This window comes from Bradyrhizobium sp. RT6a (assembly GCF_040547675.1).
Taxonomy (GTDB): Bacteria; Pseudomonadota; Alphaproteobacteria; order Rhizobiales; family Xanthobacteraceae; genus Bradyrhizobium.
Window position 1 is genome coordinate 1,626,211 of record NZ_JBEPQC010000001.1, and the last position, 25,411, is coordinate 1,651,621.

The 25,411-nt window shown below is 64.0% G+C and carries 26 protein-coding genes and 1 pseudogene; 11 read left to right on the forward strand and 16 right to left on the reverse strand.

Going from position 1 to position 25,411, the window contains the following annotated elements:
* The first annotated feature begins 3 nt into the window (after window positions 1–3).
* From ABIC03_RS07715 to ABIC03_RS07725, 3 genes are all read left to right on the forward strand, one after another.
* Window positions 4–186 carry a DUF3606 domain-containing protein gene (locus ABIC03_RS07715; protein ID WP_085352473.1) on the forward strand — a complete coding sequence of 61 codons (183 nt, stop codon included), beginning with the start codon at window positions 4–6 and terminating at the stop codon, window positions 184–186.
* A 640-nt stretch (window positions 187–826) separates the two neighbouring features.
* Window positions 827–1,027: a hypothetical protein gene (locus tag ABIC03_RS07720; RefSeq protein ID WP_354056846.1), complete on the forward strand. Its 201-nt coding sequence runs from the start codon at window positions 827–829 to the stop codon at window positions 1,025–1,027.
* 296 nt (window positions 1,028–1,323) lie between these two features.
* Window positions 1,324–3,114: an adenylate/guanylate cyclase domain-containing protein gene (locus tag ABIC03_RS07725; protein ID WP_354056848.1), complete on the forward strand. Its 1,791-nt coding sequence runs from the start codon at window positions 1,324–1,326 to the stop codon at window positions 3,112–3,114.
* Window positions 3,115–3,196: 82 nt separating this feature from the next.
* Here ABIC03_RS07725 and ABIC03_RS07730 read toward each other — a convergent pair whose 3' ends face one another.
* The 3 genes and pseudogenes from ABIC03_RS07730 to ligD all read right to left on the reverse strand — a co-directional run.
* Window positions 3,197–3,946, reverse strand: a complete 750-nt coding sequence (locus ABIC03_RS07730) for a type II toxin-antitoxin system VapC family toxin (RefSeq protein ID WP_354056850.1) — start codon at window positions 3,944–3,946, stop codon at window positions 3,197–3,199.
* 5 nt (window positions 3,947–3,951) lie between these two features.
* Complete coding sequence (locus ABIC03_RS07735; RefSeq protein ID WP_354056852.1) at window positions 3,952–4,356, reverse strand: hypothetical protein; 405 nt, start codon at window positions 4,354–4,356, stop codon at window positions 3,952–3,954.
* 68 nt (window positions 4,357–4,424) lie between these two features.
* Window positions 4,425–6,172: pseudogene (gene ligD, locus ABIC03_RS07740) on the reverse strand (DNA ligase D); the annotation flags it as partial.
* Window positions 6,173–6,665: 493 nt separating this feature from the next.
* Here ligD and ABIC03_RS07745 point away from each other — a divergent pair.
* Window positions 6,666–7,130 carry a hypothetical protein gene (locus tag ABIC03_RS07745; RefSeq protein ID WP_354056854.1) on the forward strand — a complete coding sequence of 155 codons (465 nt, stop codon included), beginning with the start codon at window positions 6,666–6,668 and terminating at the stop codon, window positions 7,128–7,130.
* Window positions 7,131–7,173: 43 nt separating this feature from the next.
* Here the strand turns inward: ABIC03_RS07745 and ABIC03_RS07750 are convergent, their stop codons facing one another.
* From ABIC03_RS07750 to ABIC03_RS07765, 4 genes are read right to left on the reverse strand one after another with little or no spacing between them, the layout of a single operon-like run.
* A complete protein-coding gene (locus ABIC03_RS07750) occupies window positions 7,174–7,425 on the reverse strand; it encodes a hypothetical protein (protein ID WP_354056856.1) in 252 nt (83 codons plus the stop codon).
* A gap of 19 nt (window positions 7,426–7,444) precedes the next feature.
* Complete coding sequence (locus ABIC03_RS07755; RefSeq protein WP_354056858.1) at window positions 7,445–7,657, reverse strand: hypothetical protein; 213 nt, start codon at window positions 7,655–7,657, stop codon at window positions 7,445–7,447.
* Window positions 7,658–7,708: 51 nt separating this feature from the next.
* Window positions 7,709–7,918 carry a hypothetical protein gene (locus ABIC03_RS07760; RefSeq protein ID WP_354056860.1) on the reverse strand — a complete coding sequence of 70 codons (210 nt, stop codon included), beginning with the start codon at window positions 7,916–7,918 and terminating at the stop codon, window positions 7,709–7,711.
* Entirely contained in the window at window positions 7,915–8,763 is an 849-nt protein-coding gene (locus tag ABIC03_RS07765; protein ID WP_354056862.1) for an AraC family transcriptional regulator, read from the reverse strand. The genes ABIC03_RS07760 and ABIC03_RS07765 overlap by 4 nt, the downstream gene beginning before the upstream one ends.
* A gap of 460 nt (window positions 8,764–9,223) precedes the next feature.
* Here ABIC03_RS07765 and ABIC03_RS07770 point away from each other — a divergent pair, with 460 nt between their 5' ends.
* From ABIC03_RS07770 to ABIC03_RS07800, 7 genes are all read left to right on the forward strand, one after another.
* Complete coding sequence (locus ABIC03_RS07770; RefSeq protein ID WP_354056864.1) at window positions 9,224–11,134, forward strand: PAS domain-containing sensor histidine kinase; 1,911 nt, start codon at window positions 9,224–9,226, stop codon at window positions 11,132–11,134.
* Entirely contained in the window at window positions 11,131–11,802 is a 672-nt protein-coding gene (locus ABIC03_RS07775; protein ID WP_354056866.1) for a response regulator transcription factor, read from the forward strand. The genes ABIC03_RS07770 and ABIC03_RS07775 overlap by 4 nt, the downstream gene beginning before the upstream one ends.
* A gap of 100 nt (window positions 11,803–11,902) precedes the next feature.
* Window positions 11,903–12,283 carry a response regulator transcription factor gene (locus ABIC03_RS07780; protein ID WP_354056868.1) on the forward strand — a complete coding sequence of 127 codons (381 nt, stop codon included), beginning with the start codon at window positions 11,903–11,905 and terminating at the stop codon, window positions 12,281–12,283.
* 172 nt (window positions 12,284–12,455) lie between these two features.
* On the forward strand, window positions 12,456–14,360 hold the full coding sequence (locus ABIC03_RS07785; RefSeq protein WP_354056870.1) for an FUSC family protein: 1,905 nt from the start codon (window positions 12,456–12,458) through the stop codon (window positions 14,358–14,360).
* Window positions 14,357–14,560, forward strand: a complete 204-nt coding sequence (locus ABIC03_RS07790; RefSeq protein WP_354056872.1) for a DUF1656 domain-containing protein — start codon at window positions 14,357–14,359, stop codon at window positions 14,558–14,560. Before ABIC03_RS07785 ends, ABIC03_RS07790 begins: the two co-directional genes overlap by 4 nt.
* Window positions 14,561–14,571: 11 nt before the next feature.
* Window positions 14,572–15,864 (forward strand): HlyD family secretion protein, encoded by a 1,293-nt coding sequence (locus tag ABIC03_RS07795; RefSeq protein WP_354056874.1) that lies wholly within the window; start codon window positions 14,572–14,574, stop codon window positions 15,862–15,864.
* Between the two features lie 488 nt (window positions 15,865–16,352).
* Window positions 16,353–17,132 carry a helix-turn-helix domain-containing protein gene (locus ABIC03_RS07800; RefSeq protein ID WP_354056876.1) on the forward strand — a complete coding sequence of 260 codons (780 nt, stop codon included), beginning with the start codon at window positions 16,353–16,355 and terminating at the stop codon, window positions 17,130–17,132.
* Between the two features lie 221 nt (window positions 17,133–17,353).
* Here ABIC03_RS07800 and ABIC03_RS07805 read toward each other — a convergent pair whose 3' ends face one another.
* From ABIC03_RS07805 to ABIC03_RS07845, 9 genes are all read right to left on the reverse strand, one after another.
* Window positions 17,354–18,292: an ACP S-malonyltransferase gene (locus ABIC03_RS07805; RefSeq protein WP_354056878.1), complete on the reverse strand. Its 939-nt coding sequence runs from the start codon at window positions 18,290–18,292 to the stop codon at window positions 17,354–17,356.
* A 9-nt stretch (window positions 18,293–18,301) separates the two neighbouring features.
* A complete protein-coding gene (locus ABIC03_RS07810) occupies window positions 18,302–19,252 on the reverse strand; it encodes an AEC family transporter (protein WP_354056880.1) in 951 nt (316 codons plus the stop codon).
* The gene (gene mdcB / locus ABIC03_RS07815) at window positions 19,249–20,130 is read right to left on the reverse strand and encodes a triphosphoribosyl-dephospho-CoA synthase MdcB (RefSeq protein ID WP_354056882.1); all 882 of its coding nucleotides are present in this window, start codon (window positions 20,128–20,130) and stop codon (window positions 19,249–19,251) included. Before mdcB ends, ABIC03_RS07810 begins: the two co-directional genes overlap by 4 nt.
* Window positions 20,127–20,807: a malonate decarboxylase holo-[acyl-carrier-protein] synthase gene (mdcG, locus tag ABIC03_RS07820; RefSeq protein ID WP_354056884.1), complete on the reverse strand. Its 681-nt coding sequence runs from the start codon at window positions 20,805–20,807 to the stop codon at window positions 20,127–20,129. Before mdcG ends, mdcB begins: the two co-directional genes overlap by 4 nt.
* Window positions 20,782–21,504: a biotin-independent malonate decarboxylase subunit gamma gene (mdcE, locus tag ABIC03_RS07825; RefSeq protein WP_354056886.1), complete on the reverse strand. Its 723-nt coding sequence runs from the start codon at window positions 21,502–21,504 to the stop codon at window positions 20,782–20,784. The genes mdcG and mdcE overlap by 26 nt, the downstream gene beginning before the upstream one ends.
* Window positions 21,491–22,429 (reverse strand): biotin-independent malonate decarboxylase subunit beta, encoded by a 939-nt coding sequence (locus tag ABIC03_RS07830; protein WP_354056889.1) that lies wholly within the window; start codon window positions 22,427–22,429, stop codon window positions 21,491–21,493. Before ABIC03_RS07830 ends, mdcE begins: the two co-directional genes overlap by 14 nt.
* Entirely contained in the window at window positions 22,426–22,743 is a 318-nt protein-coding gene (gene mdcC, locus ABIC03_RS07835) for a malonate decarboxylase acyl carrier protein (RefSeq protein WP_354056891.1), read from the reverse strand. Before mdcC ends, ABIC03_RS07830 begins: the two co-directional genes overlap by 4 nt.
* Before the next feature lie 10 nt (window positions 22,744–22,753).
* The gene (mdcA, locus tag ABIC03_RS07840; RefSeq protein WP_354056893.1) at window positions 22,754–24,400 is read right to left on the reverse strand and encodes a malonate decarboxylase subunit alpha; all 1,647 of its coding nucleotides are present in this window, start codon (window positions 24,398–24,400) and stop codon (window positions 22,754–22,756) included.
* Between the two features lie 152 nt (window positions 24,401–24,552).
* On the reverse strand, window positions 24,553–25,338 hold the full coding sequence (locus ABIC03_RS07845) for an alpha/beta hydrolase (RefSeq protein ID WP_354056895.1): 786 nt from the start codon (window positions 25,336–25,338) through the stop codon (window positions 24,553–24,555).
* Between the last annotated feature and the right edge of the window lie 73 nt (window positions 25,339–25,411).

A 25,411-nucleotide genomic window follows, 5' to 3' on the forward strand; every position in this document is an offset into this window, starting at 1 on the left:
CAGATGGCAGCCAAGAAGAAGACCGCACGAGGACGCAAACAGGATCGCGCCCGCGTGGCTAAAGGCCAGGACTACGAAGTGCGATACGAAGCAAAGAAGACTGGCCGCTCAGCCTCGGCGGTGAAGAAGGCTGTGAAGAAGGTCGGCAACAGCCGCAAGCGGGTCGAGAAACGTCTCGGCCGCTGAGGCCAGGTTCGCCGCGTATTCGGCATCTTGCCGCCGAAGCCAACGGCATAGAACGGCAAATGGATCACTGCCGCGCTGGCCGAGGACAACGTGCCGGAAGGGTGGCCTACGTGGCAGCTCGCTACCTGTGCAAGGCACAGCGCGCTCCCCCACCCTCTTTCAGGTTCAGGCTGCTAGGCCCGCGTTCAGGGCGAAGTGCGATGCCGCACTCGTCTACCATCTCAAATCCTCGCTGGTGAGGCTAAAACCACCGGCAGAGACCCTCCGGCCAGATTGCCGGCTGCGCAGCAACGTTTCTGCAGTGCGCTTGGGCCGACTGCGACGGCGACCCGCTGCGCCACCCGATTGCCCGAAACTTGACCGATGGCCCGCTGCGGCCTTCGGAGCCGTAGGTCCTTCGCTGCGCGCGGACTTTGCCTCAAGCAGTGGAACGGGCTCGGCCGGATACGGTTGATGTGGCGGGCCCGCGCGAATGCACGGCCTGCGTGGCTCCGCCCTCAAGCCCCCCAGCCCCCAAAAGGCGGGGCCACGCTCATTCCCCTCCTCGTCCTCCCGCAGAATATTTCGGCGTCAGTAACTTGCGTGAATCCCAGTGTTGGCGGGTTCAGGCAGTATCCCGCTTTCGCGGGGGAGACCTCGAATGTTCGATGCTGAAACCACCGCGCTGTTGCGCGCGGTCCTCGACGAGGTGTGCGAGAGCGTGTCGCGCTACGAGACCTCTGCTCGCACCCACGTGGCCGCCATGATCCTCGAAGCCGCCAGCAAGGGCGAGACCTCGGCCGACGGGCTGAAGCGGATCGGCGTCAATGCGCTTCGCGAGGCGCCGATTGTGCGGCATTGACGCTGCTCTCGAGCGAGCACGCGCCCAGAGCCGCCCGGCCTCTAAGCAAGGCGTGTAGTCATTAAAGCGACAGGAGCCATCTCCGGTTTGCCGTCAACACCTGCCCAAGAGTGGATCGCCTCCGAGGTCGGAGATGGGTCACAAGGAGGCGTTCTAAACGCGCTAGGATTCCATTTCCTGCAAATCGCGTCAGTGCGACTGTCGTTTCAAACCTGACAAGCCTAAATAGCCATTTCCCCCTGAGGTGGTATCGTCCCTGATCCGGCACACAAACGTGCCAAGCGGATTTGTCGACGATGGTGCAAGATCGGCCAGATCGGATCGAGCGCAGATTATCGGCGATACTGGCGGCCGATGTGTCCGGTTATTCTCGACTTATGCATCAAGAAGAAGAGGCCACCCACGCCAAGTTAATGACGCTGCTCGCGCAAGGCGTCAGGCCCGTTATCGCCGAACATGGCGGGCGTGTAGTGAAGAACACTGGCGATGGGTTTTTGGCAGAGTTTCCTAGTGCCGTGGAAGCGGTTCGGGCTGCGATACAATTTCAGGCGCGGGTCCGCGAACTTACCAACGGCGATCCGGAGGACAAGCGCATCGCGTTTCGGGTGGGCGTAAATATTGGTGACATAATTGTCGAGCCCCACGACATCTTCGGCGACGGCGTCAACATTGCGGCCAGGCTTGAGAGTGTCGCAGAACCGGGCGGTATCTGCATCTCGTCGGCCGCCTACGATCAAATCCAGGGCAAGCTCCATGACAGGTTCACCGACCTCGGCGAGCTTATCCTCAAGAACATCGGGCGTCCGGTTCGGGCCTATGCCGTGGTTTTGGATGAATCCGGCCCAGTCAAGCTGCCTCAGCCTGCGGGATCAAGCCCATCCTCAACACCTCGCCGTTCCGTTGTTGTACTGCCCTTCGCAAACCTCAGCCGCGATCCCGAACAGGACTACTTTGTTGATGGTGTGACCGGGAGCCTCACCACAGACTTGTCGCGGATCAATGGCTCATTTGTCATCGGTCAACACACCGCCTTCACGTATAAGGGAAAGCTGATGGATGTCAGGCAGATTGGTCGCGAGTTGAATGTTCGTTACGCGCTTGAAGGCTCGGTGCAACGTTGCGAAAATCGTCTGCGGGTGAATGTTCAGTTGATCGATGCGAAGACGGGCAATCATCTATGGGCCGACCGCTTCGATAAGCCCATTGCTGACCTGCTCGATATGCAGGACGAAATTGTGGCCAGGATTGCCCGTACGTTGGACGCCCAACTCATAGCTGCCGAGGCCCGGCACGCAACAAGGATGCTAAATCCTGATTCCATGGATTTCTATTTCCAAGGTCGCCATTCCGTGAGCAAGGGACTGACACCCGAATATTTGAAAGGAGCTCGCGATTCTTTTGAATCGGCGTTGGCGATTGATCCTAAAAATGTTGATGCAATGAGCTGGATGGCGTCGGTCGAGGCAGCACTAGGACTGCTGTTCTTAACCGACCACCCCCATGAACATCTGAAAGCGTCAGAGACCATGGTGCTCAAGGCGCTGCGCCTTGCCCCTGAACATGCCTGGGCTCATTTCACGTTAGCCATGCTACTCATCTGCGCGAATCGGATGGTCCAAGGCGTGGCCGAGTGCCAGCGAGCTTTGGCGCTGGATCGCAATTTGGCTGACGCGCATGTAATGATGGGCATCGCCAAATATTATCAAGGTCGCGGAGCAGATACGGAGTCTCACGTCAACGAGGCACTACGCCTGTCCCCACGCGATATTTTCGCCTTCCATTGGATGAGTACGGCGGGTTTTGCCAAGCTGCAGATCGAAGCAGACAGTGAAGCAGCCGCCTGGTTTGCTCGAGGAATCGAAGCCAACGGAAACTTTCCAAATCTGCATTTTGGCTACGCTGCGGCGCTCGCGCTTCTTGGAAGACTGGACGACGCTCAAGTGGCCGCGAAAACAGGACTTGCACTTGATCCAACGTTTACTATCCGTCGCGTCAAAGACGCTCCAGTGCGCGGCGAGGCGGGGTTCGTTGCCGGAGCCAAGCGCTTCGTCAAGGGGTTGTACCTTGCCGGAGTTCCGGAGCGATGATGTCCGCCCGGGTCACAAGCCGTCACGCCCGAGGTCGGAGCTTCCGCTTTGCATGGTAAGCCGACCTTTATCAGTACACGTCCTAGCCGAGGCTCACGCCTCGAGCCAGCAGCCTCGCGTCCAGATACACCCGATCGACACATCGTTGTACCGGTCCCGGGTAGTCTTGCTCTACCCAGGACGCATCGGCGAAGCGGACGTCCTCGACCTTCGACAGTCGAAGGCAGATCCATCTGCTTGTATCGGACGCTTCATGCTCGAACTTGGCTCCACAAAGAAGCGCCAGTGCGCGCTCCTCCCCGGCGGCGTGGCCTAGTATGTAGGGACAGACCGTCTGGCGCTGGCCGGCATTGCTCACGTGCACGGGCCGGCGTCCGAGGATCACTTGTCTGAGCGCCATGAACACCTGGCTGTGGCCTTCGCTCACGATCTGGAACGGTCGCTTGCGACCGCTGCGGGGTCGGTACGCGGCGAAGTCCGGGTTGAACGTCGCTGCTCGGCTAATCCCCAGGCGCTCCATCAGCGAAAAACTCATTCGGTCGATGAAGGAAAAAACCACCTCGGGAGAGCTCACCTGTATCTCCGCGGCCGCATCCAGATCGGCGCGCATGACGGGTTCGACCCGAACTCCGCTGTCGCGCAGCCGCTCCCAGAAGCTTTCCGCCACGTCCTTTCCGAATTTGGCCTTGAGCAGTTGCCACGTCTCGATCAGCACCAGGTCCGTGGTGAGGTGCCGGTCGATGCTCCGAAGGATTGACTTGGCGCGCTGATTTTGAGCATCCCGCTTGTATACCGCAGCGAAGCATACCGACGTGTCAACGAAAGCACTCATGGGTGTCACTCCTCAACCGGATGCTCCCAAATCCTGCCCGTCGGATCGTTCTGCTCAACCCACTTTTCCGCACACGCTCGCGGGGCAAAGAGCCTGCCCCAATCGACGTCGCCAATGTCTGTGGACTCCGGATCGTGCGAGTGGAGCCAAACCGATCCTCGGGCCCGACCGCCTTCCACTTCGTACTCCCAGGCTACGCCTTCGGGGTCGTTTTCCTTGAACCACCTTTCGGCGACGTCGGCAGATGCAAACACCTTCACCCAGCCGGGATCCTCGATCGTGCGCGGCGCGCGGTCGTAGTAGTCGAGGTAGAGCCATACGGTTCTGCCCTCGCGGCGAGCTTCATCATGGCTGCGGACCACCTCGTTCACCCTTTGCCTGTCGGAGCGATCGGCCTCGGGCAGCGACATCACCGCAGCGTACAGTTCGGCAGGAATGCTGCGCCTGTCACGGGGACGTTTGTGGCGCCATTCCACCCATCGTTCCATGTCACGGGGGCTGCAATGGGAATTCCCTCTCGGGCTCGTGGGGAATAGGTGCCGATGGCCGTGGTACCGCGGCCATTGCGCAAATAATCGAGGAAGATGCGATCGCGACGCTTTGCCTGAGCAGACAGGAGGTAGCGGTCTGGATGGCGCGCTGCGAGGGCGGAGACCAACTGATGCGCGACCCGATGCGCCTTGTCGTGCAGCACCGGCTGGTCCAGCGGCGCCATCAGATGGATTCCTTTGCCGCCGGTGAGCTTGGGCCATGTCTCGAAGCCTTCGCGTTTCATCAGGGTCCGCAGAGCGAGCGCGGTCTCCACGACGGCATCCCAGTCGACGCCCTCTCCGGGATCGAGATCGATCACGATGCGGTCGGCATGTTCGAGTCCTCGACGGTCGCATTCCACGGGTGCAGCTCGACCGCTCCGATCTCGACAAGGCCCAGAAAGCCTTCCAGGCTGTCGACCCACAGGCGCGTTCCTTCGCCGCCCTCCCGCTTCTGAATCCGGAGCTGGTGCACGGCGTCCGGGATGTCCTTCGGCAGCGGCCCCTTGTGATAGAAGGTGGTGCCGTGCACGTGACGCACCAGCTTGAGCGGACGATGGCCGAGGTGCAGGAGGGCTTTCTTCCATACCTTGCGCCAGTAGTCGGCGAGTTCTTCTTTTAACGGCACAACGGCGTGGGGCAGAAGCTGCAGGATGTTCTCTCTGGGAACGCCCAGTTTCGGTCGGCCGGCTACGGAGGGCACCAGACGCGGCGCCTTGACCTTGCGCACCGCAAGATTATCGCGAAAGCCCTTGAACACGGCTTCGCGAAGCAGGCCGTCATCGGTCAGCGCGCCATATTGGACTTCGATTTCCAGGGTCGGCTCGACCCAGGTCGCCTTCGGCTTTTTGACCGCGACATCGAGCGGAGAAGTCTTGCGGATCAACGGATCCAGCCGCTCGCGCAATTCCCGCGCCGTCGTCTCGGTGTAGCCGGTACGCACCTTGCCGGCGTAGAGCAGTTTGTCGTTCTCGGGCCGGCCGACGTAGAGGGAGGCAACCTTGCGCGGGCGCGCCCCTAACTTCTCCACGAAGGCGACAATCGGAAAGGTCTCGCTCTTCTTGCACTTGAGCTTGATCCAGTTCTCCTGCCGCCCCGAGCGGTAGGGCTGGCCGAGCCGTTTGGCGACCAGGCCTTCCAGCCCCAGTTTGCACCCTTTGTCGAAGACCTCGTTGCCGTCGGCCGCAAGCGCTTCGACATAGATGAATGTTTCCGGTGCGTCCTTCAGAAGCCGCTGCAGCAGGCGCTTGCGTTCCTCGTACACGACGCGGCGCAGGTCGTAGCCATCGAGGTAGAGGAGATCGAAGGCGTGGTACCGCACACGCTCGCTGCGCATTCGGCCGAGCTCCCTCCTGAGCTGCTGGAAATCCGGCAGGCCGCCACTGCCGTACACCACCGCTTCGCCGTCGATGATCGCGCTGTGTGCCTTGAGCAGGTGGGCGCTCGCTGCGATCGAGGAGAACTGCTCCGTCCAGTCAAGGCCCGTGCGCGAGTAAACTTTGATGTCGCCCTCTTCCAAGTGCAGTTGTGCGCGGTAACCGTCGGCCTTGATCTCGTAGACCCAGTCTTCGCCGCGCGGCGGCTTTTCGCGCAAAGTGGGATCACACGGCTCGATGTAACCAGGAATAGCAGCTCTGATGGCGCCATGGACACGCGATACTCCCGATCGAGACTGACGCAACGCCACGGCACACATGTCGATTCAACGCCGTCGCCCTAATTCGTTCCGTGTCTCGCCTAGCACTCGCGTCGGAACGTGGGTTGTCTCCGAGCGTTGGCGGGCCGTGGGCGTGGGTAGGAGCGGTGCGATGATAGAATCGGAGACCCTGCTGGAGAAATGTCCCCAATGCGGCGCTTGGCCTATGGCGGCGAACATCCAAAAGTCCGCTTTCGCGCAACGCGAAATCCAGTTCAGGTGTCCGAGGTGCCAGACGGAGGAGGTCGGCCGGCTCCGTCGTCCAACGTCCCCGTTGCGCGCTGCCTGACACCACGCGGCCAAAGCACCGGAGGCGCTGTCACTGTGGCTTTCGAGGTGGCAGGTTCTCGCCCGGCGGCGAGACCAGGCTGACCAGCCTCGATCCCAATGGTCCCCACGAGCAAGGTGGCGCGCTTTCAATCCGCAGCAACATGCGTCTGGAACGTAATTGACGTTCCGGCTTTTTGCTCCGTGATAGTCGGAGGGAAGTGTGATGAAATCGACGAGTGCTCTCGCATTGGCACTTGCCGTCTCGACAGCGACGGCCTCGGCGCAGCCGGTGCGATGGACCAGGTACACCATTCCCCAGACCGGCACCTCGATGGATTTTCCATCGTCCATCTTCACGGAAGAAGCTGGCCGACCCGACGGCTACGGGCAACGGTTCCGAACCGCCGACGGGCGTGCAGACATCACGATCCAGGCCGCGCCCAACGCGGAGAACGATTCACCCGCGGCCTTTCTCGCCAAAAAGCATCCGCCTTCACGCATTCAGTACAAGCGAGTGACATCACGGTTCTTTGCGGTCTCCAGCTACAGGGGCGACAAGGTTTGGTACAATCGCTGCAACTTCTCGGGGCGGCTGATCCATTGCGTCCTGATCAACTATCCCGCAGAGGAAGAGCGCGCCTGGGACAACACCGTCACTCGTATGAGCCTGTCGCTCAGCGGAAGGTAGTTGCGCTGCGGAACTCCGCGCAGAACATCTCCGCGCGTTCCCTTCACAGGGTGCTCAGGTCGTCCGGCACGTCGCCAAACTTGCGGATCACGGTTGCGTCTCCGAATTGGCCCGTGGCCGGATCCCCGCTGCGGCTGAAGGCCACCGCGCCGACAATGCCAGGCTTTCGTGAAAGCGCCTCGGCTTTCATTACGGCGGCGTTGGGATTATTGAAGCATTCGACGGCCTCACCGGCAGCGACACCGTCATCCGAAGGGAGGAACGGCAGAGCCACATAGTAGGTCACCGCGGGCATGTCAGTCGTACCAGTGCTTTCAGTCGCGCGGGACGTCGAACCGGCCACGCGAGTAGCCGGCAGAAATCGAAGCCCGCAGGTCTTCGACCTGCGCCTCCAGGAAGCCATTCGCGACGATGAGCGCCTTGAGAGCTTCCCGGGCGTCGCCCGCACAGGCCGCAATCGCCTGGTCGGCGGCGACCTCCAAGTCTAAGGTGGCCAGTCCGGACGCCATGGGTTGGGCCATCGCCATATGTTCTCATTTTGTTTCGTGAGAGACGCCGGAGTGCCACCGAAGTGCCGCCTACCGCGCGACCCACATCACGGCGCCTCGACAGAAATTGAAGGCGAGGCGTCCATAGAGAAAGCCGCTTCCCGGCTCGGACGCAGCGAGGCGGTACGAATTGCCGAGAGCTCGGAGGATTTCGATCATCTCCATCAATTCATGATGCGTCAGCGTTAAATGAAGACTGGCGTGCGACACCAGCAGGGCTTGAATGCCGAGATTGCTCATGACGGACCTGCCTTTGCGCGCGGCAGCGGCATGAATCGCGCGAGATAGGCGCTCCGCCATTGATAGGGTGTATCGCCGACAAAGCGCTTGAACACCGTGGTGAAATGCGCCTGGGTCTGGAAGCCCACGGTCAAGGCAATATCGACCAGAGTGACTTCGGCCTGCTTGAGCAGCTCCTGGGCGCGCTCGATGCGGCGCCTCAACAGATATTCGTGAGGCCGGTCACCGACGGCTGCGCGGAACTGTGCGGCGAAATGCATCCGGCTCAGGCCGGCGACCGCGGCCATGTCCCGAAGCGTGATCTTGGCGGCCAGATTCTTGTCGACATATTCCAGAACGCGCTTGAGGCGCCAGGTCTGCAGCGACCGTACGGTCCGGCAGGTCCCTTCCTCGTGAACACCATCGGCCGGATCGAGTGCGGTCGGTGCGCTGGACGCTTGCCGGCTGAACGTCCGGGTGAGGATCGCAAGCCGCAAGGCGTCGGCCATGATCGCCGAATGGGCATCGTGCGCGGCTTCGGTTGCCGCGAGCGCGTCCGACAGGCGCCGCATGACCGGATCGGCGGCTTCCGCTGCAACCGCCTGCCCGCTCTCGACAGGCTGCCCCGCCAGGAGTTTTGAAGAGAGCCGGAAGCGAGGACCACGAACGGCAGAACGTTCGGCGTCCGCCGCATGCTCGACCGCCAGGGCCATGTCCAGATGGACGAAAGAGAGCATCGTTCCGCTTTCGCCGAACCGGTCGGGGAGTTTCGACAGCCCGAGCCGGTCGCGATCGATTGCCGAGATACCGATCGCGCGAACGTCATGATCCTTGATCGCCTGTGAGCGTGAGATCTGCAGCGACATCGTCGAATCTCCTTGTCCCGTTTTCGATCCGGCCTGGCCTGACCGGCTTGCCCGAACGCCATGAGAGCAGAGTAATTCGGCGGTGTGCGCGATCCATTCTACCCGCGGGTGCGTCTATAGGGTCTCGGGTTGACCGCGTCATACCTAGGTATGATCACGACCTGTTCGTCGGGTGAGCGCACCTATGCGATGCCTCCCAGGCATCGCGGCCGCGGACAGGACTTGCGGCGCGACGCCTGCGGTAAGTTGACGCGCTTTCCGCGCGCCATCCACCGGCGGGACCACGCGAGCTCCCTCGTTTTCCGGGGAATGCCGCTTACCGGCGCTTTCACCGCATCGAGCGGCACGACAGGTCTTCCACGAGAGCACGAAAATCGCGCGGGTGGATGTTGTGAACGCGATCAAATCGCGGCATCAACGCCGCTGATAGCTGATGTGAGAAGAACGACTGCAAGCGACGATGACGCGTCATGATCTGACCACGGGCTCATCCACGAGCCGCACCGGCTTGCGGTCCTTGTCCGCCGTCCTCGCCTTTGCAGTTTTCCTGGTTGATGTCCTGACGCCGCTCGAGGGCGCCGTGGCGGTTCTCTACGTCGTGGCAATCCTGCTCGCGGCGAAAACCAACCGGCGCGACGACACCATCGTTGCCGCGGCCTGCTGCGTCGTCCTGACGATAACAGCCTATCTGCTGTCGCACGATCTGCGAACGATCGCCTCACCCGCCCTTCGTGTGCTGGTGAGCCTCGCGGCAATCGGGATCACGACCTTGCTGGCGCTGCAAAATCACGCCGCGACGAAGCGTCTCGCGGCGCAAGCCCGCTTGCTCAACCTCTCGCACGACATGATCTTCGTCAGGGATCGCGGCGGCGTGATCACCTTCTGGAACAAGACGGCCGAGCAGGTCTACGGGTGGTCTGCCGACGAGGCGGTCGGGCAGCTCGCCGATGCGCTCCTGCAAACCAGATATCCCGACCGGCGCGAGGTCATCGAAGCGGGCCTGGTGGGAACCGGTCGATGGGAAGGCCGTGTGCAGCAACGAACGAAAGACGGCGCGGCGCTCGCCGTCGATGCCCGATGGGCCTTGCAGCACGACCGTCTTGGCAAACCCGTCGGGGTCCTTGAAACGCACACCGACGTCACCGACCGCGTGGCCGCACACAGCGCGCTGGTGCGAAGCGAACAGCGATACCGCCGTATGTTCGACGCAAGCCGGATCGGCGTCGTCGAAGAGGATTGGAGCGAACTTCGAACCGCACTGCAATCGCTGGATACCGCGGGAGCCAGCCTGCGCGACCATCTGGCGCGACACCCCGATTTCGTCCGGCATGCCCGCCGGCTCGCTGCAATCACCGACGTCAATCCGGCCCTGCAAAAGATGGCGGGAGCAAACGGCGCCTCGACCTTTATCGAGAATGTGGACCTGCTTCTCGGCGAGAACGACCGCAGTTTCCTCGGCGCATTGATCGCGTTCGCGGAAGGCGAGCCGTTCTACGAAGGCGAAACCGAGCTCGTCAGGCTCGACGGACGCAAAGTTCCCGTGCTGTTCACGATCACCTTCCCTTCCGGGCCTGACGGCGACCACAACGTGCTCGCCTTCGTCGTCGACATCACCGAGCGCAAGCAGGCGCAGGATGCGTTGCTCGCGGCGCAGGCGGAGCTCGCCCATGCCGCGCGCGTCGCCACCCTCGGCGAGCTCAGCGCCTCCATCGCCCACGAGATCAATCAGCCGCTGGCGGCGATCGTCACCAGCGGCGAGGCCGGCTTGCGATGGCTGCGGCGCGACGTGCCCGATCTGAAGGAGGTAGCGGCCACGATCGTTCACGTCGTCGCACAAGGCCGCCGTGCCGGCGAGGTCGTGGCCCGTATCCGCACCTTCCTGAAGAAGGCGCCTGCCCAGCAGGACAGTCTCGATGTCGCCGAGATCATCCAGGAAGCGGCCCTTCTGGTCGCGCGGGAGCTCGCGAATGACGACGTCGTCCTGACTGTCGAGACGAAGCCTGGCCTGAGGCCAATTCGCGGCGACCGGATCCAGCTTCAGCAGGTGCTGGTCAACCTGCTGGTGAATGCCGGCCAGGCCATGTCGGACCAGTACGAATCCCGTACCGTCATGCTGCGCGCCAGCCCCGTCGACGGCGAGAGACTCGCCATCACGGTGCAGGACAGCGGTCCCGGCATCCGGCCCGACGACATGCCGCGCCTGTTTGATCCGTTCTTCACGACGAAGCACGGTGGAATGGGCATGGGACTTGCGATCTGCCGAACGACGGTGGAAGCTCACGGTGGCGAGTTGTCGGCCGAGAGCCCCCCGGGCGCGGGAGCGACATTCCGCCTGACACTGCCATACAGCCAAGAACACACTCGACCATGACACGACCAGACCACGCGCAACCGCCTACCCAATCGCTCAACTCGGTCGTCATCATCGTTGATGACGACGCAGGGATCCGCGCCTCGCTCGACAGCCTGTTCCGATCCGTCGGCCTCGATACGCGTCTGTACGGCTCGCCGTCCGAACTGCTTGGAGGCCCGCTGCCCGACGGCCCCGGCTGCATCGTGCTGGACGTCCGCCTTCCCGGCGTGAGCGGGCTCGATCTGCAGAGCCAGCTCGTCCGGCAGGGCATCAGCTATCCGATCATCTTCATGACGGGCCATGGGGACATACCGATGTCGGTGCGTGCCATGAAGGCTGGCGCCGTCGATTTCCTCTCCAAGCCATTTCGCGACCAGGACATGCTCGATGCCGTGACCGCGGCGCTCGAACGCGATGCGCAGTACCGGGCGGAAGCCGCGACCAAGGAGGACATCCGCGCCCAGTACGAGACTCTGACGGCGCGCGAGCGCGAGGTGATGGGCCACGTCACCGCCGGCCTGATGAACAAGCAGGTCGCCGCCCTGATCGGGCTCAGCGAGATCACTGTCAAGATTCACCGCGGGAACGTCATGCGCAAGATGGGTGTCCGGTCATTCGCCGACCTCGTTCGCAAGGCCGAGGCGCTCGGGGTTTCCCAGACCCGCAGGACTACGGACCAAACCTGAGTATAATTCCGGCGGGACTGCCCCAGGTGCATAAAGCGTCATCGGCCGCGCAGAGGGAGATGCTCTTCCTTGCGGAACCCGCGGTCAGGATTGGGCGTCCATGGCCAAGAGCTTGGTGATTGCGATCGTAGACGACGACGAAGGCGTTCGCGCATCGCTGGCGAGCCTCGTGCGTTCGGTCGGCTACGAGGCTCAGGCCTACGAATCCGGCATGGACTTCCTGCGGCAGGCGCCCGGAGAGGATCCGGCATGCATGATCGCCGACGTCCAGATGCCGGTCATCACCGGCGATGAGCTGCAGGCCCAGCTGGTTGCTGCCGGCCGCCATTTTCCAATCATCTTCATGACGGCGTTTCCGAGCGAAACCGTGCGTCAGCGCGTCATGGCCGCAGGTGCGCATTGCTATCTCGGCAAGCCTTCCAGCGGTGACGAGATCATCCGCTGCCTCGAAGACGCGCTGGCAGGCAGCGGGCCGCAATAGTCCAGCCCGCGGCTGGGCGGACGAGAGCCGTTTTCCCTCAACCCGGCGTGCAATCCGGCAACGAGGTTGGTGAACCGGAAATACCGACGAGCCCGCACACCTCATATTCGCGCGCGAATCACGACACTGGCAGGGCTGGCCGCTCTGCCGAGGGAAATGGGGATCTCGCGCGATGCAGATCAATGCCGATGCTGCCGTCGAGGCGCGCCCATGGGTCTTCGCCGGCTTTCCGGCGAGCTCCTGGGCCTTTGCGCTGCGGGTGTGGCTCGCGATGCTTCTCGCGCTGTATGTGAGTTTCTGGCTCGAGCTCGAATCGCCCTCGTCGTCAGCCCTCACCGTGGCGATCCTGGCCCTGCCCACGCGCGGTCAAGGCATGGAGAAGGCCGGCTACCGGCTGCTTGCAACCGCCATCGGCGTCACGGCATCGATCGCAATCGCCGGCGTGTTTGCCCAAACCGACGGTCTCCTGCTCGCGGTGCTCGGCATTTGGGTCGGCCTTTGCGTTTGCGCCGTCGGGATGCTCGACGGCAATCGCGCTTATGCAGCATCTCTCTGCTGCACCACGGTCGCGCTGATTGCCATTCAGCAGATCGACAGCCCGCTGCAAGTATTCCCGACCGGTGTCGCGCGGGGCGCGGCCATCAGCGTCGGGGTCCTCGCGGTGGCGCTCGTGAATGAAGTTCTGGCCGCGCCGAATTATCACCCGGCCCTGGCAAGACGCATCGAGGCGCTGGCTGGCCGGGTCATAGATCTCGCGCAAGATGCCGAGCGCGGCCGAGCTCCATCCGCGCCCGTTGCGGCGAGCATGCTGCATGATATCGCAGCGCTGCGCCCGGACATCGCGAGCCTAGCGGCGGAATCGAGCGTTGGCACCACAAGAGCCGCGGCCGCGCGTTCGGCGCTGGTCGATCTCGTCACCGCGTTCTCTCTCGGCCGCATGCTGGCAGCGCTCTCCGCCACGTCCGCTCCGGCGCAAAATGCGGACGATCCGGACCAGGATGCGGCCGGGCTGACAACTATTTCCCAATCCTGGCTGCTGACCGAAATCAGCCGCAAGAACGCGCAGGTGCGCAGGAGTCTCGACGCGCTGCGTGCAGGGACGCGCCCCTATCGTGCATGGCACGCGCCGCTCTATCGCTCGCGCCGCATTGCGGCCGAAACCGGCGCACGGGCCGCGATCTCGTTCACGCTGATCGCAATCTTCTTCGTGCTGGCGGGCTGGCCGACAACAGAACTCTGCCTCTCACTCGTCGCCGTGATCATCGGCCTCGGCTCGACGTCGCCCTCGCCACGCAACTTTACGATGGTGGCGGTGATGGCGACGCCCATCGCCTGCGTGCTCGCCGGCACCCTGAAATACCTCGTCTTCACGGGGGTGTCCGAGTTTCAGTTGCTGGCGATCGGTCTCGCGCCTGTCGTCATCGGCCTCGCGCTGCTGATCACGCTGCCGAGCCCGCTGCCGTCTTCCCTTGGCCGCCTGGTCCTGGTGTTCACGCTCGCCGTGCTCGCGCCGGCCAATCCGCAGAGCTACGACCCCCGGGTATTTGTCGTGACGAGCCTGTTTGTCTGCCTGGCATCCGCGCTCGTGTTCGCGGCGCAGGTGCTGCTGCCTCCCTTGTCGGGCGACCGGCGAGTTCGGTTGCTGCTGGAAGAGGTCCGGCGCGAGCTGAGCCGCCGCGACAGCGAGCGAGCCCGGCACCTCGCGCCGGAGGAAGCCGCCTTTCGCGACGCGGCGCGGATCGAACAGATGGTGACAGCAAGCGGCCCCTCCGCAATCAGTGATCAGATCGCCAGCACTGCCATGCGCTTTTTCGACCAGGCCGACGCCCTGCGGCGCTGCTGTGCCGAACTGGACCGGATCGGACAGGGCCCGCTCGCCGGAGCGGCGCAGGCCGCGCGAGAGGCCCTCGCCCGGCGGGACGGCGGCGCGATCCTCGCTTCGGCCGGGGCGCTGCACCAGGCGGGAGCGCGAAACAACCTGTCCACCAGTGCAGCCATAACCGCGCTGATTGCGGCAAGTGCGGCGTTCACGCCGTCACCCTCTCCGACCGGCTCCAGCCGAGAGAAACGATCATGATGAACACCTATCGGGAACTCGTCATCGGCGGCGTGCTCATTGCCCCCATCGTCTCCTATGCGTCAACAGCGATGCTCGCGTTCCTGATGCTGCGCCCGCTGCTGCGCTTCGTCGGGTTCGCAAGATTCTTCAGCAACCCGTCGCTGGCCGAACTCAGCCTCTACGTGGCGATGTTCGGCATGCTCGCACTGTTCTTCTAGGGAGAAAAGTCATGGAAGCCACCCTGCCCCGCAGCGCCGCCCCGCTTCACGGCGAACCACCGACCACAGTACCGGTGGATGGCTTAGACACCTTGGACGGTTCGAACATGCCGGAGACCGTTGCGCGCGACATCAGCGATCACGTCGCAGGCGGCGTCAGACCTCCGGAACAGGCGGCTCCCTTCGCGAAGGTGCTGCGCGAGGGGACCCGCCGCTTCATCCACGGCGCCGGCAAACATCTTGCGACCCTCGGCATCGCACTCGTCGCCGTCTTGATATCGCTCGCGACCTGGCAGCATTACGTCACCGCGCCCTGGACGCGGAACGGCAGCGTGCGCGTCCAGGTCGCCAACGTCGCGCCGCAAGTTTCGGGCGAGATCGTAGAAGTGCGAGTGACCGACAATCAATTCGTCCATAGGGGCGACGTGCTCTACGTTATCGACCCCTTCGACTTCGAGGTGGCCGCCCATGTCGGCAAGGCCGTCCTCGACCAGCGCGCGGCGGATCTCGAAGTGAAGCAGGCCCAGTTCAACCGGCGCCAGCGCTTGTCCAACCTCGCAACGACGCCGGAGGAACAGCAGATCTTCGCCGGCAATGCCTTGCAAGCAAAGGCCGCGTATGAGGCGGCGGCGCATCAGCTTGCTCAGGCGGAATTGAACCTGAAGCGAACCAACGTAACGAGTCCGGTCGACGGCTACGTCACCAACCTCCTGCTGCGCGTCGGCGATTATGCTGCCACCGGCACCAGCAACGTCTCCATCATCGATGCCAACAGCTTCTGGATCGACGGCTACTTCGAAGAGACCAAGATGGCCGGCGTGTGCGTGGGCGATCGTGCGGAGGCACAGCTGGTCGGCTACTCCAAGCCTCTTCAGGGACATGTAAAAACCGTGACCCGCGGCGTCAGCGTGTCGAACGCCGCATCCGGCACCCAAGGCTTGCCCAACGTCGATCCCATCTACACCTGGGTTCGGCTTGCGCAGCGCGTACCGGTTCGCGTCGCCATCGACGCGGTGCCTCCGGGGGTGCCGCTGGTCTCCGGCATGACGGCAACGGTGACGATCCGGCAGCCCTCAGGCAAAACCCAAAGCCGGCTTGAGCAATTCCGCACGAACTTTGTGGATCCCGTCGCCGATCTGTTCGGCGCGGGACGTCCGCCTCGCGCGAACTGCCTTCAGGCCACATCCCAACAGCGCCCCGAGGTGGAAGCGGTTCCGTATTCGCGCGAACCCGCCGTTCCCCCGGCAGAGACGATCGCGCCCGGCCTCACACCCGCCCTCGATGCCCCGCCACGCCTGCCCTGAATCAGACGAAGACGCCCGGCCGGACGGGACCGCATGCACCTCTCGTCCGGTGGTTCTCTCCTCACATGCACTTGATCCCTTTGATCCAATTGAATTTTTTACGACACGCGGTCGTACCCGCTCGCATTTGCAAAATCTAATACCGCTTCAGCTTCCTTAACGAGCCTTCCGACGCGGTCGCACCTATCGTTCGAACCTGAACCAATTGCATTCTGCGACGGCAGCAGAATCCAAGGACACGGGGACGAACGATGCTTACTGATATGCAAGCGGCCGGCGCCCGGGTGACGTATCAGCCCAGCCGCCGCGAACCGGCCTCCCCGCAAGACTCTCGCGCATTTCTCCTCGAACGAAGGTGGCGCCAGCCCGGCCAACATGCCGGCACCGCGTCCGAGGACATTACAATCTCGCGCTGGACCTCTGCACAAACTGGCATAAGGCACGAAGAAGCCCGGACGCCTTGCGACCGATACTTCCTGGCGATCGCCTTGAAAACAACACGCGTCAAACTGACCAGAGGCCGTCACACCGTCTTCGACGGCGTCATGCCGGCGGGGACGTTATATATCGGCGCACCGTCGCAGCGGCTCAGTGCGCAGTTCTACGCGCCGTGCGATTTCCTGCACTTCCACGTCTCCGCCGGCAGCTATTTTTCGCCTCTACGGCCTGGAGCTGGCCACACCGCGCCGGAAGGCCTCAACGACCTCGTCCTGCTCCGCGACCCCTTTGCCGAGCAGCTTGCGAAAGCACTGACCGAACGCGGCCATTCGGCCGACCGGGAATTCGCACGCTGCATCGGCCGGACGCTGGCAATGCACATTGCCCGCCGCGAGCTCCCTCACGCGAAAGTCAATGCGTTGCCGAAATGGCGCCTGCGGCGCGTCGAGGAATATGTCGGGACGAACTTCGACCACGGCATCACCCTGTCCGAGCTTGCCAAGGTGGCGGGACTGTCGCGGATGCACTTCGCAGCCCAGTTTCGTGCCGCGACGGGATACCGACCGCGGGAATACCTGCTGCATCAGCGCATCGAGCGTGCGAAATCGCTGCTATCGAATTCCGAGACGGTCCTGGCCGAGGTGGCGCTGACCGTCGGCTTCTGCACGCAGGCGCATTTCTCGACCGTCTTCAAGCGGATCACAGGTGAAACCCCCGCGCGCTGGCGATGCGCCAGCCGGAACGCGTCGGCTTCGTCCTGGATCTCCGGCGGCGATCCGGCTGCGACACGCTTGGCCGTGTCCCACGTGCTGCCCGCGGACTTCACGTGAATCATGCGAAATGAGAAACAGCCGGGGTTCGTGAAATACTTTGGCCGGGCGATCGGCGATGCTGCGCATGTTAGGTGACCGAGACCCCCAAGTCACCGCTCGAGCCTCTCTCCTCCCTGGGCATACGAGCATTTTGGGGCCGTCCTCCCCCAAAGGACGGCCCCCTTTTTTCGACCGCGCGGCGCGATCGACGGCATCGTCTCTTCGGAACCTGCCGGCGCTTAAGCGCTCAGGTGACGCGTAGCCCAGGCGCGGACACCCTGAAGGCTCCTGAAATCGTCCAGCGAGCGAGCCGGAAGCCCGGGCTCGATCTCGGCAACCATCCTGCTGAGCGCATGTCCCGGCCCCAGTTCGAGAAACCCCGTTGCGCCCGCCTCGACACAGGCTTGCAGGCAATCCGTCCATTGCACCGTTTGCGAGATCTGCGCGGCAAGCTTGTCGAGACCGCTCTCGAGCGAGACGACCGGAGCGGCATCTATTCCGCTCAGAATGCGCGCACCGGTCCTCGGCGGGAATACCGCCGACACCAGGCGCAAGGTCTCACGAAATACGGCGGACGCCGCGGCGAGACGTTTGGTGTGGGAGGCCACCTCAATCGGCAACGCGACGATCCTTGCGCCGCGCATCGCCCGCGCGTCTGCGGCAATCCCGCTTAGCGCCTCCCTGCCACCGCCGATGACAAAGGCATCGCCGGGATTGAGGATGGCGATCGCCGCGCCGTGACGTTCACAAAGGCGACCGATCTCGTGTCGCGAAAGACCACGGACGAAAATGAGTCCGTCGCCGGCGCGCGTGGCCGCATCCATGGCCTCTGCGCGGCGCGCCACGAGGTCAAGCGTGGCGGTCGCATCGAACAAACCGCCGACACCCCAGGATGCGACTTCGCCGACACTATAGCCGGCAATGATGACGCCACGCGGAATGACATCTGCGAGCGCACACGCCGCGGCGAGCGGCTGCAAGGTGCAGAGGATCTGGCCGGCACGGTTGTGGTGCAGGGCCTCTTCGGGTTCGCCGCGGACGAATTCGCGCGGATCCCTGCCACCGAGTAATGCCGCCGCATTTGTAAACAGCTGCGCGGCTTCCGGCGCATCGCTCGTGAGAGCGAACATGTCCCGGTGCTGGCCGCCTTGTCCCGAGCAGAGGATCGCAAGCGTCATGGTCGCGGCCTAGTGGGGAAAGAGCAGCGCAATCGCGATCGCCAGGGTCACGACGCTGAAGCCGGTGCTGGCGATGACCATCGACCCTGCCCTTGCGGAATCCAGCCGGTAGTTGACGGCGAACAAGATTCCGAAGAAGCCCGAGGGCGTCGCGGCGAGCAGAATAGCCGTTTTCGCCGCATCCTTCGTAATCGGAATGAGATAAATGAGCGCAACTGCCAGCAGCGGGCGCACGATGTCCGAGGCCAGCGTTGCTGCGACGATCTTCCAGTCCAGCCGAAACGACTGCGCCGACAGAATGGCTCCTGTGAGAAACAGGGCGACGCCGGCAGCCGAGCTTCCGATCAGCGCGAGGCTCGCATGGGCCAGCGCGTCGAGGCTCACATCCGACAACGAGAACAGGATGCCAAGCGCGGGCGCGAGCACCACCGGCTTGGTGATCGCACGCCGAATCGCCGTCAGGACCTGCCGCGCCGCCATTTGCTCGCCGCGAGCCTTGGCGGCGCCCATTTCCGCCATGATCAGGGTGAGCGGACTGATGAGGATCGAGCCCGCCGCCAATGCGACCGCAACCGGCACAGTGCCGGCCGGCCCCACGACTGAGGTCATGATCGGAAGGCCCACGCCGGCGAGATTCGGAAAGCCGATCGTCAACGCCTGTAACGATGCTTCCGACCGGGAGACCTTGGAGACCTCACGCGCGGTAAAGTACCAGGCGAGATAGAGCAGCAGCATCGTCACGCCGAGCACCAGGAAGAGCGGGACCTGCTCGATCATGTCACGGCGCGACGCCGAGGCTGTCGCCGCGAACAGAGAGGCCGGCAGCGCAAAATCCATCACAAGTGCGTTGAGGGCGTCGACGTGAAGATTGTCGACGATATGAAATTTTCCGGCGGCGTATCCCAGCAACAGAACGAAGAAGACCGGCACCAGCGCCATCAGGATTGCGTTGGACATCATGGATCAGGCCTTTCATGGGCGTCGACGAAGAGCGTCATTGCAAGCAGGTCGGCCGATCCACCCGGGCTGAGGCGACGGGCGACGAAGCTTTCGTGGATCGACTGCGCCCGCGCACGCCAGCCGGACGCGCCGACGCCGCCTGAAGCGATGAAGCGACGCGCCGCGTCGTGTGCAAAGCGAAGGCCGTCGAGCCCACCGCGATGCAGGAGGTTGGTGTCTTCGACGAATGCGATCAACGCAAAGCACGCCTCGACCCGGGCTGCTTCAGTATCTTCCGGCGCAGTCATCGTCGCTCTGCGCAAGGCCGGCAAGCCGATCCGGTAGACGCTGGGAAATCCGTTTGCGGCCTCCATCCGCGCACCGCCCGCACGAAAGCGGCGGTGGGCTGCGCTGCCATGGCTGTGCAGCAGCACCGGGCCATCGAATATGCCCTCGCCCCACAGACGCGCCACGACAGCGCCAAGCGGTAGCCCGGGATCGACCAACCCGCCAGCTCTCGCGCCGGCTGCCGCGCACAGCAGGCCGAGCCCGAAGACCGCGCCACGATGCGTGTTGACTCCCGCAGTCGCTGCCAGCATGGCCCGCTCCGCTTCAAGACCAATGATCCGCAGCCGCCCCATGCCGCAGCCGAGCGCGCCCGCATCGGCCAGCCGTTGCAGATAGGGCCCGATGGCCGCAGCGCTGCGACGAAACGTGCCCGCGTCCATGTCGACGTGACTGCCGTTGTCGACATGGCTCACCAGCCCCGGCTTCGGCCAGGTTTCGAGCTCCTTGACGAGGCAATCGGCGGCGACGGCGCCGATGGCGGAGACATCGGGCCCGATCCGCGCCCGGCGCAGAACCGGCCGCTCCACGCCTCTTGCGGCCGTGGTGATCATGATCCCATCGCTCCCGACATGAATTGAGGCCTGCCGAGCAGGACCACGCGCTCGAGGCTCTTGACCAGAAGCTCGCTCGCGCCGCCGTGGAATTCGCGCCAGTTGACCGCAGCGCCGTCGGCGCCCATCAACTCGCCATCCAGCCGCATCGGCGCGTCAGTCTCGATCGCAGCGACATCGGCGACGAAGCGATCGATGTCGGTTTCGCGGCGAAACTCGAACAGGACATCGAGGTCGGAACGGCCGGTGACGTAGTCGAGCCCGGTCAGCGCCTGCCAGGCCAGGCTGCCGAAGACGCGCGCGTCCACCGAATGGCGAAGCGCCAGCCCGTCGAGCCGGTCGAGCGTCGGCCACCAGTTGCGCGGCGCGTAGGCCCGCGCCTGCCGCAGCGACGGCGGCCTCGCGACCGAGACGACGTGGTCGATATCGACCACGAACGAGACCCGTTTCTTGCCGGCAGAGGGTGGCAAGGGCAGGCCCAGCGCGAGGCCGGTTGTCTCGCATGGCAGAGCGCGTCGCCTGATTGTCGGCCATCGCATTTTGGGCCAGCGCGCGAGAAGGGAATCGGCTGCGAGATCGTCGCGCGCGTCCAGCATCGCGCGCCAGCCTTCGGGGCTGACGAAGACCAGGTCATGACGACCCGGTGGACGCTCACCGTACTTGCAGGGCGAGATCATGAACGCGCTCCGCGATCTCGGTGGCCTTCAGCCGGCCGCCACGCTCCTTGCCGAGCGCATCCCGCCGGTCTTGCACGGCCGGCAAACCAGCCAGCAGCGCCTCCAACTGGTCGGTAAGCGAAATGGCATTGCTCCACGTCATGTGAACGGCTCCCATCTGTGCGAGATTGGAAAGGCCCGGTGCGAACACCGGCGTCGACTTCGCCTTTTCCTGCAGGGCCTCCATCGACAGCTTGGTGACCTTCGCCATCGACGGCAGGTCCATCACCGCGGGATCGGCCCCGGGCAATCCGACCAGCACACGCGTCGCAAGACCCGTCGCAAGCAGGGCGCCCGCAGCCGAGTGACCATACAGAAGGCCGATGGTCGGGCGGCCATTCATGTCCGCATGGATCAGCACCTTCGCCAGATGCGCGAGGAACTCGTTCAACCCGAGCATCTCGTCGCGCTTGCTCATGCGCTGGCTGTCGCTGTCGACGAGCACCAGGATCGGCCCGGAGTCCCGGTCAATCGACTCCAGGATGTGGCCCGACAGCCTGATCGTTTCGTCGACGCCTAGCGCCGTCCGGTCTGCAACACCAAGCACGAGGAGCCGGCCGCCGGACCGCAGCATCGCCGAGCCGAGGATGACGCCCTTGTCGTTCCTCACCTCATGGCCGTCGGGAAAGAGCGAAGCGAGGATATTATCGAGCGTCACGGCTGGTCCTCCCGATCCGGTTGGCAAGGGCAATGAACTGATCGGCCGGCAGCTCTGGAACGGCTTCGGCATGCGCGATGCCTTCCGCCGTCCAGATGTCCACGGCATCGCCGCAGTCACCGAAGCTGCGCAGCCGGTCGGCAAGCCGCCGCTGCTCGGCCTTCAGCCTGTCGAGACCGAAAGGTCCGAGCAGGCCGAGCAGCTCCAGCGCGGCCTCGCGAAAATCCTGCACGTTGTCGTCGGCGAAGACATCGGCGGCGCCGAGCAGGCGGCGATGCTTGCCTCCCATGGTCCGCCAGACCAAAGCGCGATCGCGGGAATCGAACTCCTCGACGCCGCGATTGGTCTCGATCACTTCGGGGCCCGACACCGCGATGCGCCCCGGCTCCGAAACGATGAGAGCGGAGCAACAGCCTGCGATCAGGCCGCCGCCGCCATAGCATCCGGACCTACCGCCGATAAGACCGATGACCTTCACGTCGGCACTGCGCGCTTCCATCACGGCGCGCATGATCTCGGCGATGGCGAGCTCGCCGGCATTGGCTTCCTGCAACCGGACGCCGCCGGTATCGAACAGGATCAGGACGGGGATCGAGCTGATCTGACGCGCGGCGCGGAGCAGCCCGGTCAGCTTGGCGCCGTGCACCTCGCCAAACGCGCCGCCCATGAAGCGGCCTTCCTGCGCGGCGACGAACACCGGCGAGCCATCAAGGCGACCGTGACCGACGACGACGCCATCGTCGAACTGCTCAGGAAGATCGAATATCGTCAGATGCGGGCTGACCTCGCGCTGCTCCGGCCCGATGAACTCGACGAAGCTGCCGGCATCGAGCAGCAGCTCCAGCCGCGTGCGAGCCGACGCCTCGTAGAAGCTGGTGCTACGGGCCCGTTCGGCCGGCGTGATGTCCTTGAGCGGAGCGGTCATTGGCCGGCCTCCGCGATCAATCGCACCGCCTGCGCCAGCCGCAGCGACACCGTATCCGGACGCGCGCCGCCGTCATTGATCGAGAACTTCAGCCCGCCCGGCGAATAGCGCTCGACGAAATCGCCGATCACGGCGCTCCAGACTGCTCCGAAGCCCACGGCCGCGGTCTTGATGTCCACGGCGCATTGCGCATCCGGCAAGCTGCGCTCGACCAGCACTTCCAGATTTCCGGACGCGACCACGCCGACAATCGCGCTTTGCCTGGTGCCACCGGCTCGCGCGCGAACCTGGTGTTGAAAGTTGAGATCTTCCATGGTCCGTCCCTCACCAATTCCTGAATTTTGACGGCGGCGCGTAGAGTCCGCCCGACCAGTGCACGAGATCCTTGATCGAGCGCGCCGCCAGCAGACTGCGATCCGCATCGAGCGGATTGATGCCGAGATCTTCCGGTCTGCGGATCACGCCGCGCTCGCGCAGGCGCGAGACCATGCCGTGGTCCCGCCGACGGCCGACGTCGGTGTAGCCGGCAACGCCGCGGATGGCCTGTTCGCGCTCCTGAGCGGTGCGGCACAGCAACAGGTTTGCCACGCCCTCCTCGGTGACGATGTGCGTGACGTCGTCCCCGTAGATCATGATCGGCGCGAGATCGAGCTTCAGCTTCTCGGCGAGCTCGATCGCATCGAGCTTCTCGACGAACAGCGGCACGTTCTTGTCGCCGAACGTCTCGCCGATCTGCACGACCAGCTTGCGGCCGCGGCGCATCAGTGCCGAGCCGTCGGGATCGGCCTCCGCTCCGGCCTTCAGCCATGGCTCGCTCGGATGGCGCCGCCCGCGGGCATCCGCCCCCATGTTCGGGGCGCCGCCAAAGCCTGCGATGCGCGATGTGGTGACGGTCGACGAATTTCCTTGCAGATCGATCTGCAGCGTGGAGCCGATGAACATGTCGCAGGCATAGAGGCCGGCGGTCTGACAGAAGGCGCGGTTGGAGCGCAACGAGCCGTCGGGACCGGTGAAGTAGATGTCGGATCTGGCGCGGATGTAGTCGTCCATGCCGACCTCCGACCCGAACGAGTGGATCTGCCGCACCCAGCCGGACTCGATCGCGGGAATGAGCGCGGGATGGGGATTCAACGCGAAGTGGGTCGCGATCGTGCCCTTCAGCCCCAGCCTCTCGCCGAATGTCGGCAGCAGGAGCTCGATCGCGGCCGTGCTGAAGCCGATGCCGTGATTGAGCCGCTGCACGCGATAGGGCGCATAGACACCCTTGATCGCGAGCATCGCTGTCAGGATCTGGCCTTCCGTGATCGCGGCCGGATCGCGCGTGAACAGCGGCTCGACGAAGAACGGCTTGTCGGCCTCGACGATGAAATGCACACGATCCGCCGGGATGTCGACCCGCGGAACGGTGTCGACGATCTCGTTGACCTGTGCGATCACGACGCCGTCCTTGAACGCGGTCGCCTCGACCACGGTCGGGGTGTCCTCGGTGTTCGGGCCGGTGTAGAGATTTCCCTCGCGGTCGGCGCTGACGGCGGCGATCAGCGCGACGTGCGGCGTGAGGTCGATGAAGTAGCGGGCGAACAGTTCGAGATAGGTATGAACCGCGCCCAGCTCGATCTTGCCGCCGAACAGCATGCGCGCGATGCGCGCCGATTGCGGCCCTGAATAAGCATAATCGAGCCGCTTCGCGACTCCGCGGTCGAACAGGTCCAGATGTTCGGGCAGAACGACACCCGACTGCACCATGTGCAGATCGTTGACCTTGGACAGATCGACCGCCAGCAGCGCGCTGCTTAAGAGATCCGCCTGCTTCTGGTTATCGCCCTCCAGGCAAACCCGGTCACCCGGCCGGATCACGGCCTCCAGCAGGCGCGTGACGTCGTGTGCTTCAACGATCTTGCCGCGTGCAAGGCCGGCTCCCGCCGCAATGCGCGCATCGCGCGCGGCTCGATTGTTCTGCCAGCTCGTCATGACCGTCATTCCCTCAGACTGGCGCCGCACAGAAGCATCAGCGCTTCTTCGATTGCATTCGCAAAATTTCGAAACAGTCGGGCCGGCGGGAGCGCGGTCACTCCCGCCGTCCTTCCTTCTGCCGGTCGTGCGTCAGGACCGGCGAAGGGCGATCAGCGCGTAACCGGCGACTGAATGCTGCGCGCGGCGCGGGTGATGACCGCTGCCACTTCCTTCGGACGCGACTCGTAGACCGAGTGGCTGGCGCCCGGGATCACGGTGGTCTGGCTCTTGGCGCGCTCATAGTACCAGCGCTCCAGATCCGGACTGATGATCTGGTCGTTGCCGGCGACGATGCCCCAGCTCGGCTTGGTCTTCCACGCCGCCGCCGTCAGCGGCGTGCTGAACACTTGGGTCGCGGCCGGGACCTGCGAGCGCGCGACGAACTCGGCCCGCTCGCGCGGCAGATCCGGCGCGAACAGTTTCGGGAATTGCACGGGATCGAGATAAGTGAATTTGTCGGGCGTCACCTTGATGACGCCTTCGGTCTTTCCGAGCACGCTCGGCGTCTTCTTGCCCAGCGCCGATTCGTCCTCGCCGACGTCGGGCGCATGTGCGGCGACATAAACAAGACCAACGACGTTGGGATGAACGCCGGCCTCGGTGATGATCGAGCCACCGTAGCTGTGACCGACGAGAAGCGTCGGCCCATCCTGCAGGTCGAGAATGCGCTTGGCCGCAGTGACGTCGTCGGCGAACGAGGTCTCGGGCTCCTGCACCATGGTAACGCGGAAGCCTTCCTTGGTCAGGATCTCGTAGACCGGCTTCCAGCCGGACCCATCCACCCAGGCGCCGTGCACCAGCACGATGTTCTTGAGGGGTTCCGCGCGCGCCGGGGCGACGGTCGAGAATAGCGAAAGGGCGGCAGCAACGGCGAGGCCAGCGTTGAGGTGTTTCATGTCGGGATCACTCCGGGTTGGAATGACGCAACACTAGTTCGAGGCCTGCGACCGCGTATTTCCTCAAACCAAC

What these genes read in the sequence shown, in the direction of transcription:
- mdcC (WP_354056891.1), bottom strand. Translation starts at nt 22,743, where the DNA reads ATGGAAGATCTCAACTTTCAACACCAGGTTCGCGCGCGAGCCGGTGGC.
- mdcB (WP_354056882.1), bottom strand. Translation starts at nt 20,130, where the DNA reads ATGATCACCACGGCCGCAAGAGGCGTGGAGCGGCCGGTTCTGCGCCGG.
- ABIC03_RS07805 (WP_354056878.1), bottom strand. Translation starts at nt 18,292, where the DNA reads ATGACGCTTGCGATCCTCTGCTCGGGACAAGGCGGCCAGCACCGGGAC.
- ABIC03_RS07770 (WP_354056864.1), top strand. Translation starts at nt 9,224, where the DNA reads ATGACGCGTCATGATCTGACCACGGGCTCATCCACGAGCCGCACCGGC.
- ABIC03_RS07750 (WP_354056856.1), bottom strand. Translation starts at nt 7,425, where the DNA reads ATGCCCGCGGTGACCTACTATGTGGCTCTGCCGTTCCTCCCTTCGGAT.
- ABIC03_RS07810 (WP_354056880.1), bottom strand. Translation starts at nt 19,252, where the DNA reads ATGATGTCCAACGCAATCCTGATGGCGCTGGTGCCGGTCTTCTTCGTT.
- ABIC03_RS07725 (WP_354056848.1), top strand. Translation starts at nt 1,324, where the DNA reads ATGGTGCAAGATCGGCCAGATCGGATCGAGCGCAGATTATCGGCGATA.
- mdcA (WP_354056893.1), bottom strand. Translation starts at nt 24,400, where the DNA reads ATGACGAGCTGGCAGAACAATCGAGCCGCGCGCGATGCGCGCATTGCG.
- ABIC03_RS07780 (WP_354056868.1), top strand. Translation starts at nt 11,903, where the DNA reads ATGGCCAAGAGCTTGGTGATTGCGATCGTAGACGACGACGAAGGCGTT.
- ABIC03_RS07775 (WP_354056866.1), top strand. Translation starts at nt 11,131, where the DNA reads ATGACACGACCAGACCACGCGCAACCGCCTACCCAATCGCTCAACTCG.
- ABIC03_RS07760 (WP_354056860.1), bottom strand. Translation starts at nt 7,918, where the DNA reads ATGAGCAATCTCGGCATTCAAGCCCTGCTGGTGTCGCACGCCAGTCTT.
- ABIC03_RS07755 (WP_354056858.1), bottom strand. Translation starts at nt 7,657, where the DNA reads ATGGCGATGGCCCAACCCATGGCGTCCGGACTGGCCACCTTAGACTTG.
- ABIC03_RS07745 (WP_354056854.1), top strand. Translation starts at nt 6,666, where the DNA reads ATGAAATCGACGAGTGCTCTCGCATTGGCACTTGCCGTCTCGACAGCG.
- ABIC03_RS07790 (WP_354056872.1), top strand. Translation starts at nt 14,357, where the DNA reads ATGATGAACACCTATCGGGAACTCGTCATCGGCGGCGTGCTCATTGCC.
- ABIC03_RS07845 (WP_354056895.1), bottom strand. Translation starts at nt 25,338, where the DNA reads ATGAAACACCTCAACGCTGGCCTCGCCGTTGCTGCCGCCCTTTCGCTA.
- ABIC03_RS07795 (WP_354056874.1), top strand. Translation starts at nt 14,572, where the DNA reads ATGGAAGCCACCCTGCCCCGCAGCGCCGCCCCGCTTCACGGCGAACCA.
- mdcG (WP_354056884.1), bottom strand. Translation starts at nt 20,807, where the DNA reads ATGATCTCGCCCTGCAAGTACGGTGAGCGTCCACCGGGTCGTCATGAC.
- ABIC03_RS07765 (WP_354056862.1), bottom strand. Translation starts at nt 8,763, where the DNA reads ATGTCGCTGCAGATCTCACGCTCACAGGCGATCAAGGATCATGACGTT.
- ABIC03_RS07785 (WP_354056870.1), top strand. Translation starts at nt 12,456, where the DNA reads ATGCAGATCAATGCCGATGCTGCCGTCGAGGCGCGCCCATGGGTCTTC.
- ABIC03_RS07830 (WP_354056889.1), bottom strand. Translation starts at nt 22,429, where the DNA reads ATGACCGCTCCGCTCAAGGACATCACGCCGGCCGAACGGGCCCGTAGC.
- ABIC03_RS07730 (WP_354056850.1), bottom strand. Translation starts at nt 3,946, where the DNA reads ATGAGTGCTTTCGTTGACACGTCGGTATGCTTCGCTGCGGTATACAAG.
- ABIC03_RS07735 (WP_354056852.1), bottom strand. Translation starts at nt 4,356, where the DNA reads ATGTCGCTGCCCGAGGCCGATCGCTCCGACAGGCAAAGGGTGAACGAG.
- ABIC03_RS07720 (WP_354056846.1), top strand. Translation starts at nt 827, where the DNA reads ATGTTCGATGCTGAAACCACCGCGCTGTTGCGCGCGGTCCTCGACGAG.
- ABIC03_RS07715 (WP_085352473.1), top strand. Translation starts at nt 4, where the DNA reads ATGGCAGCCAAGAAGAAGACCGCACGAGGACGCAAACAGGATCGCGCC.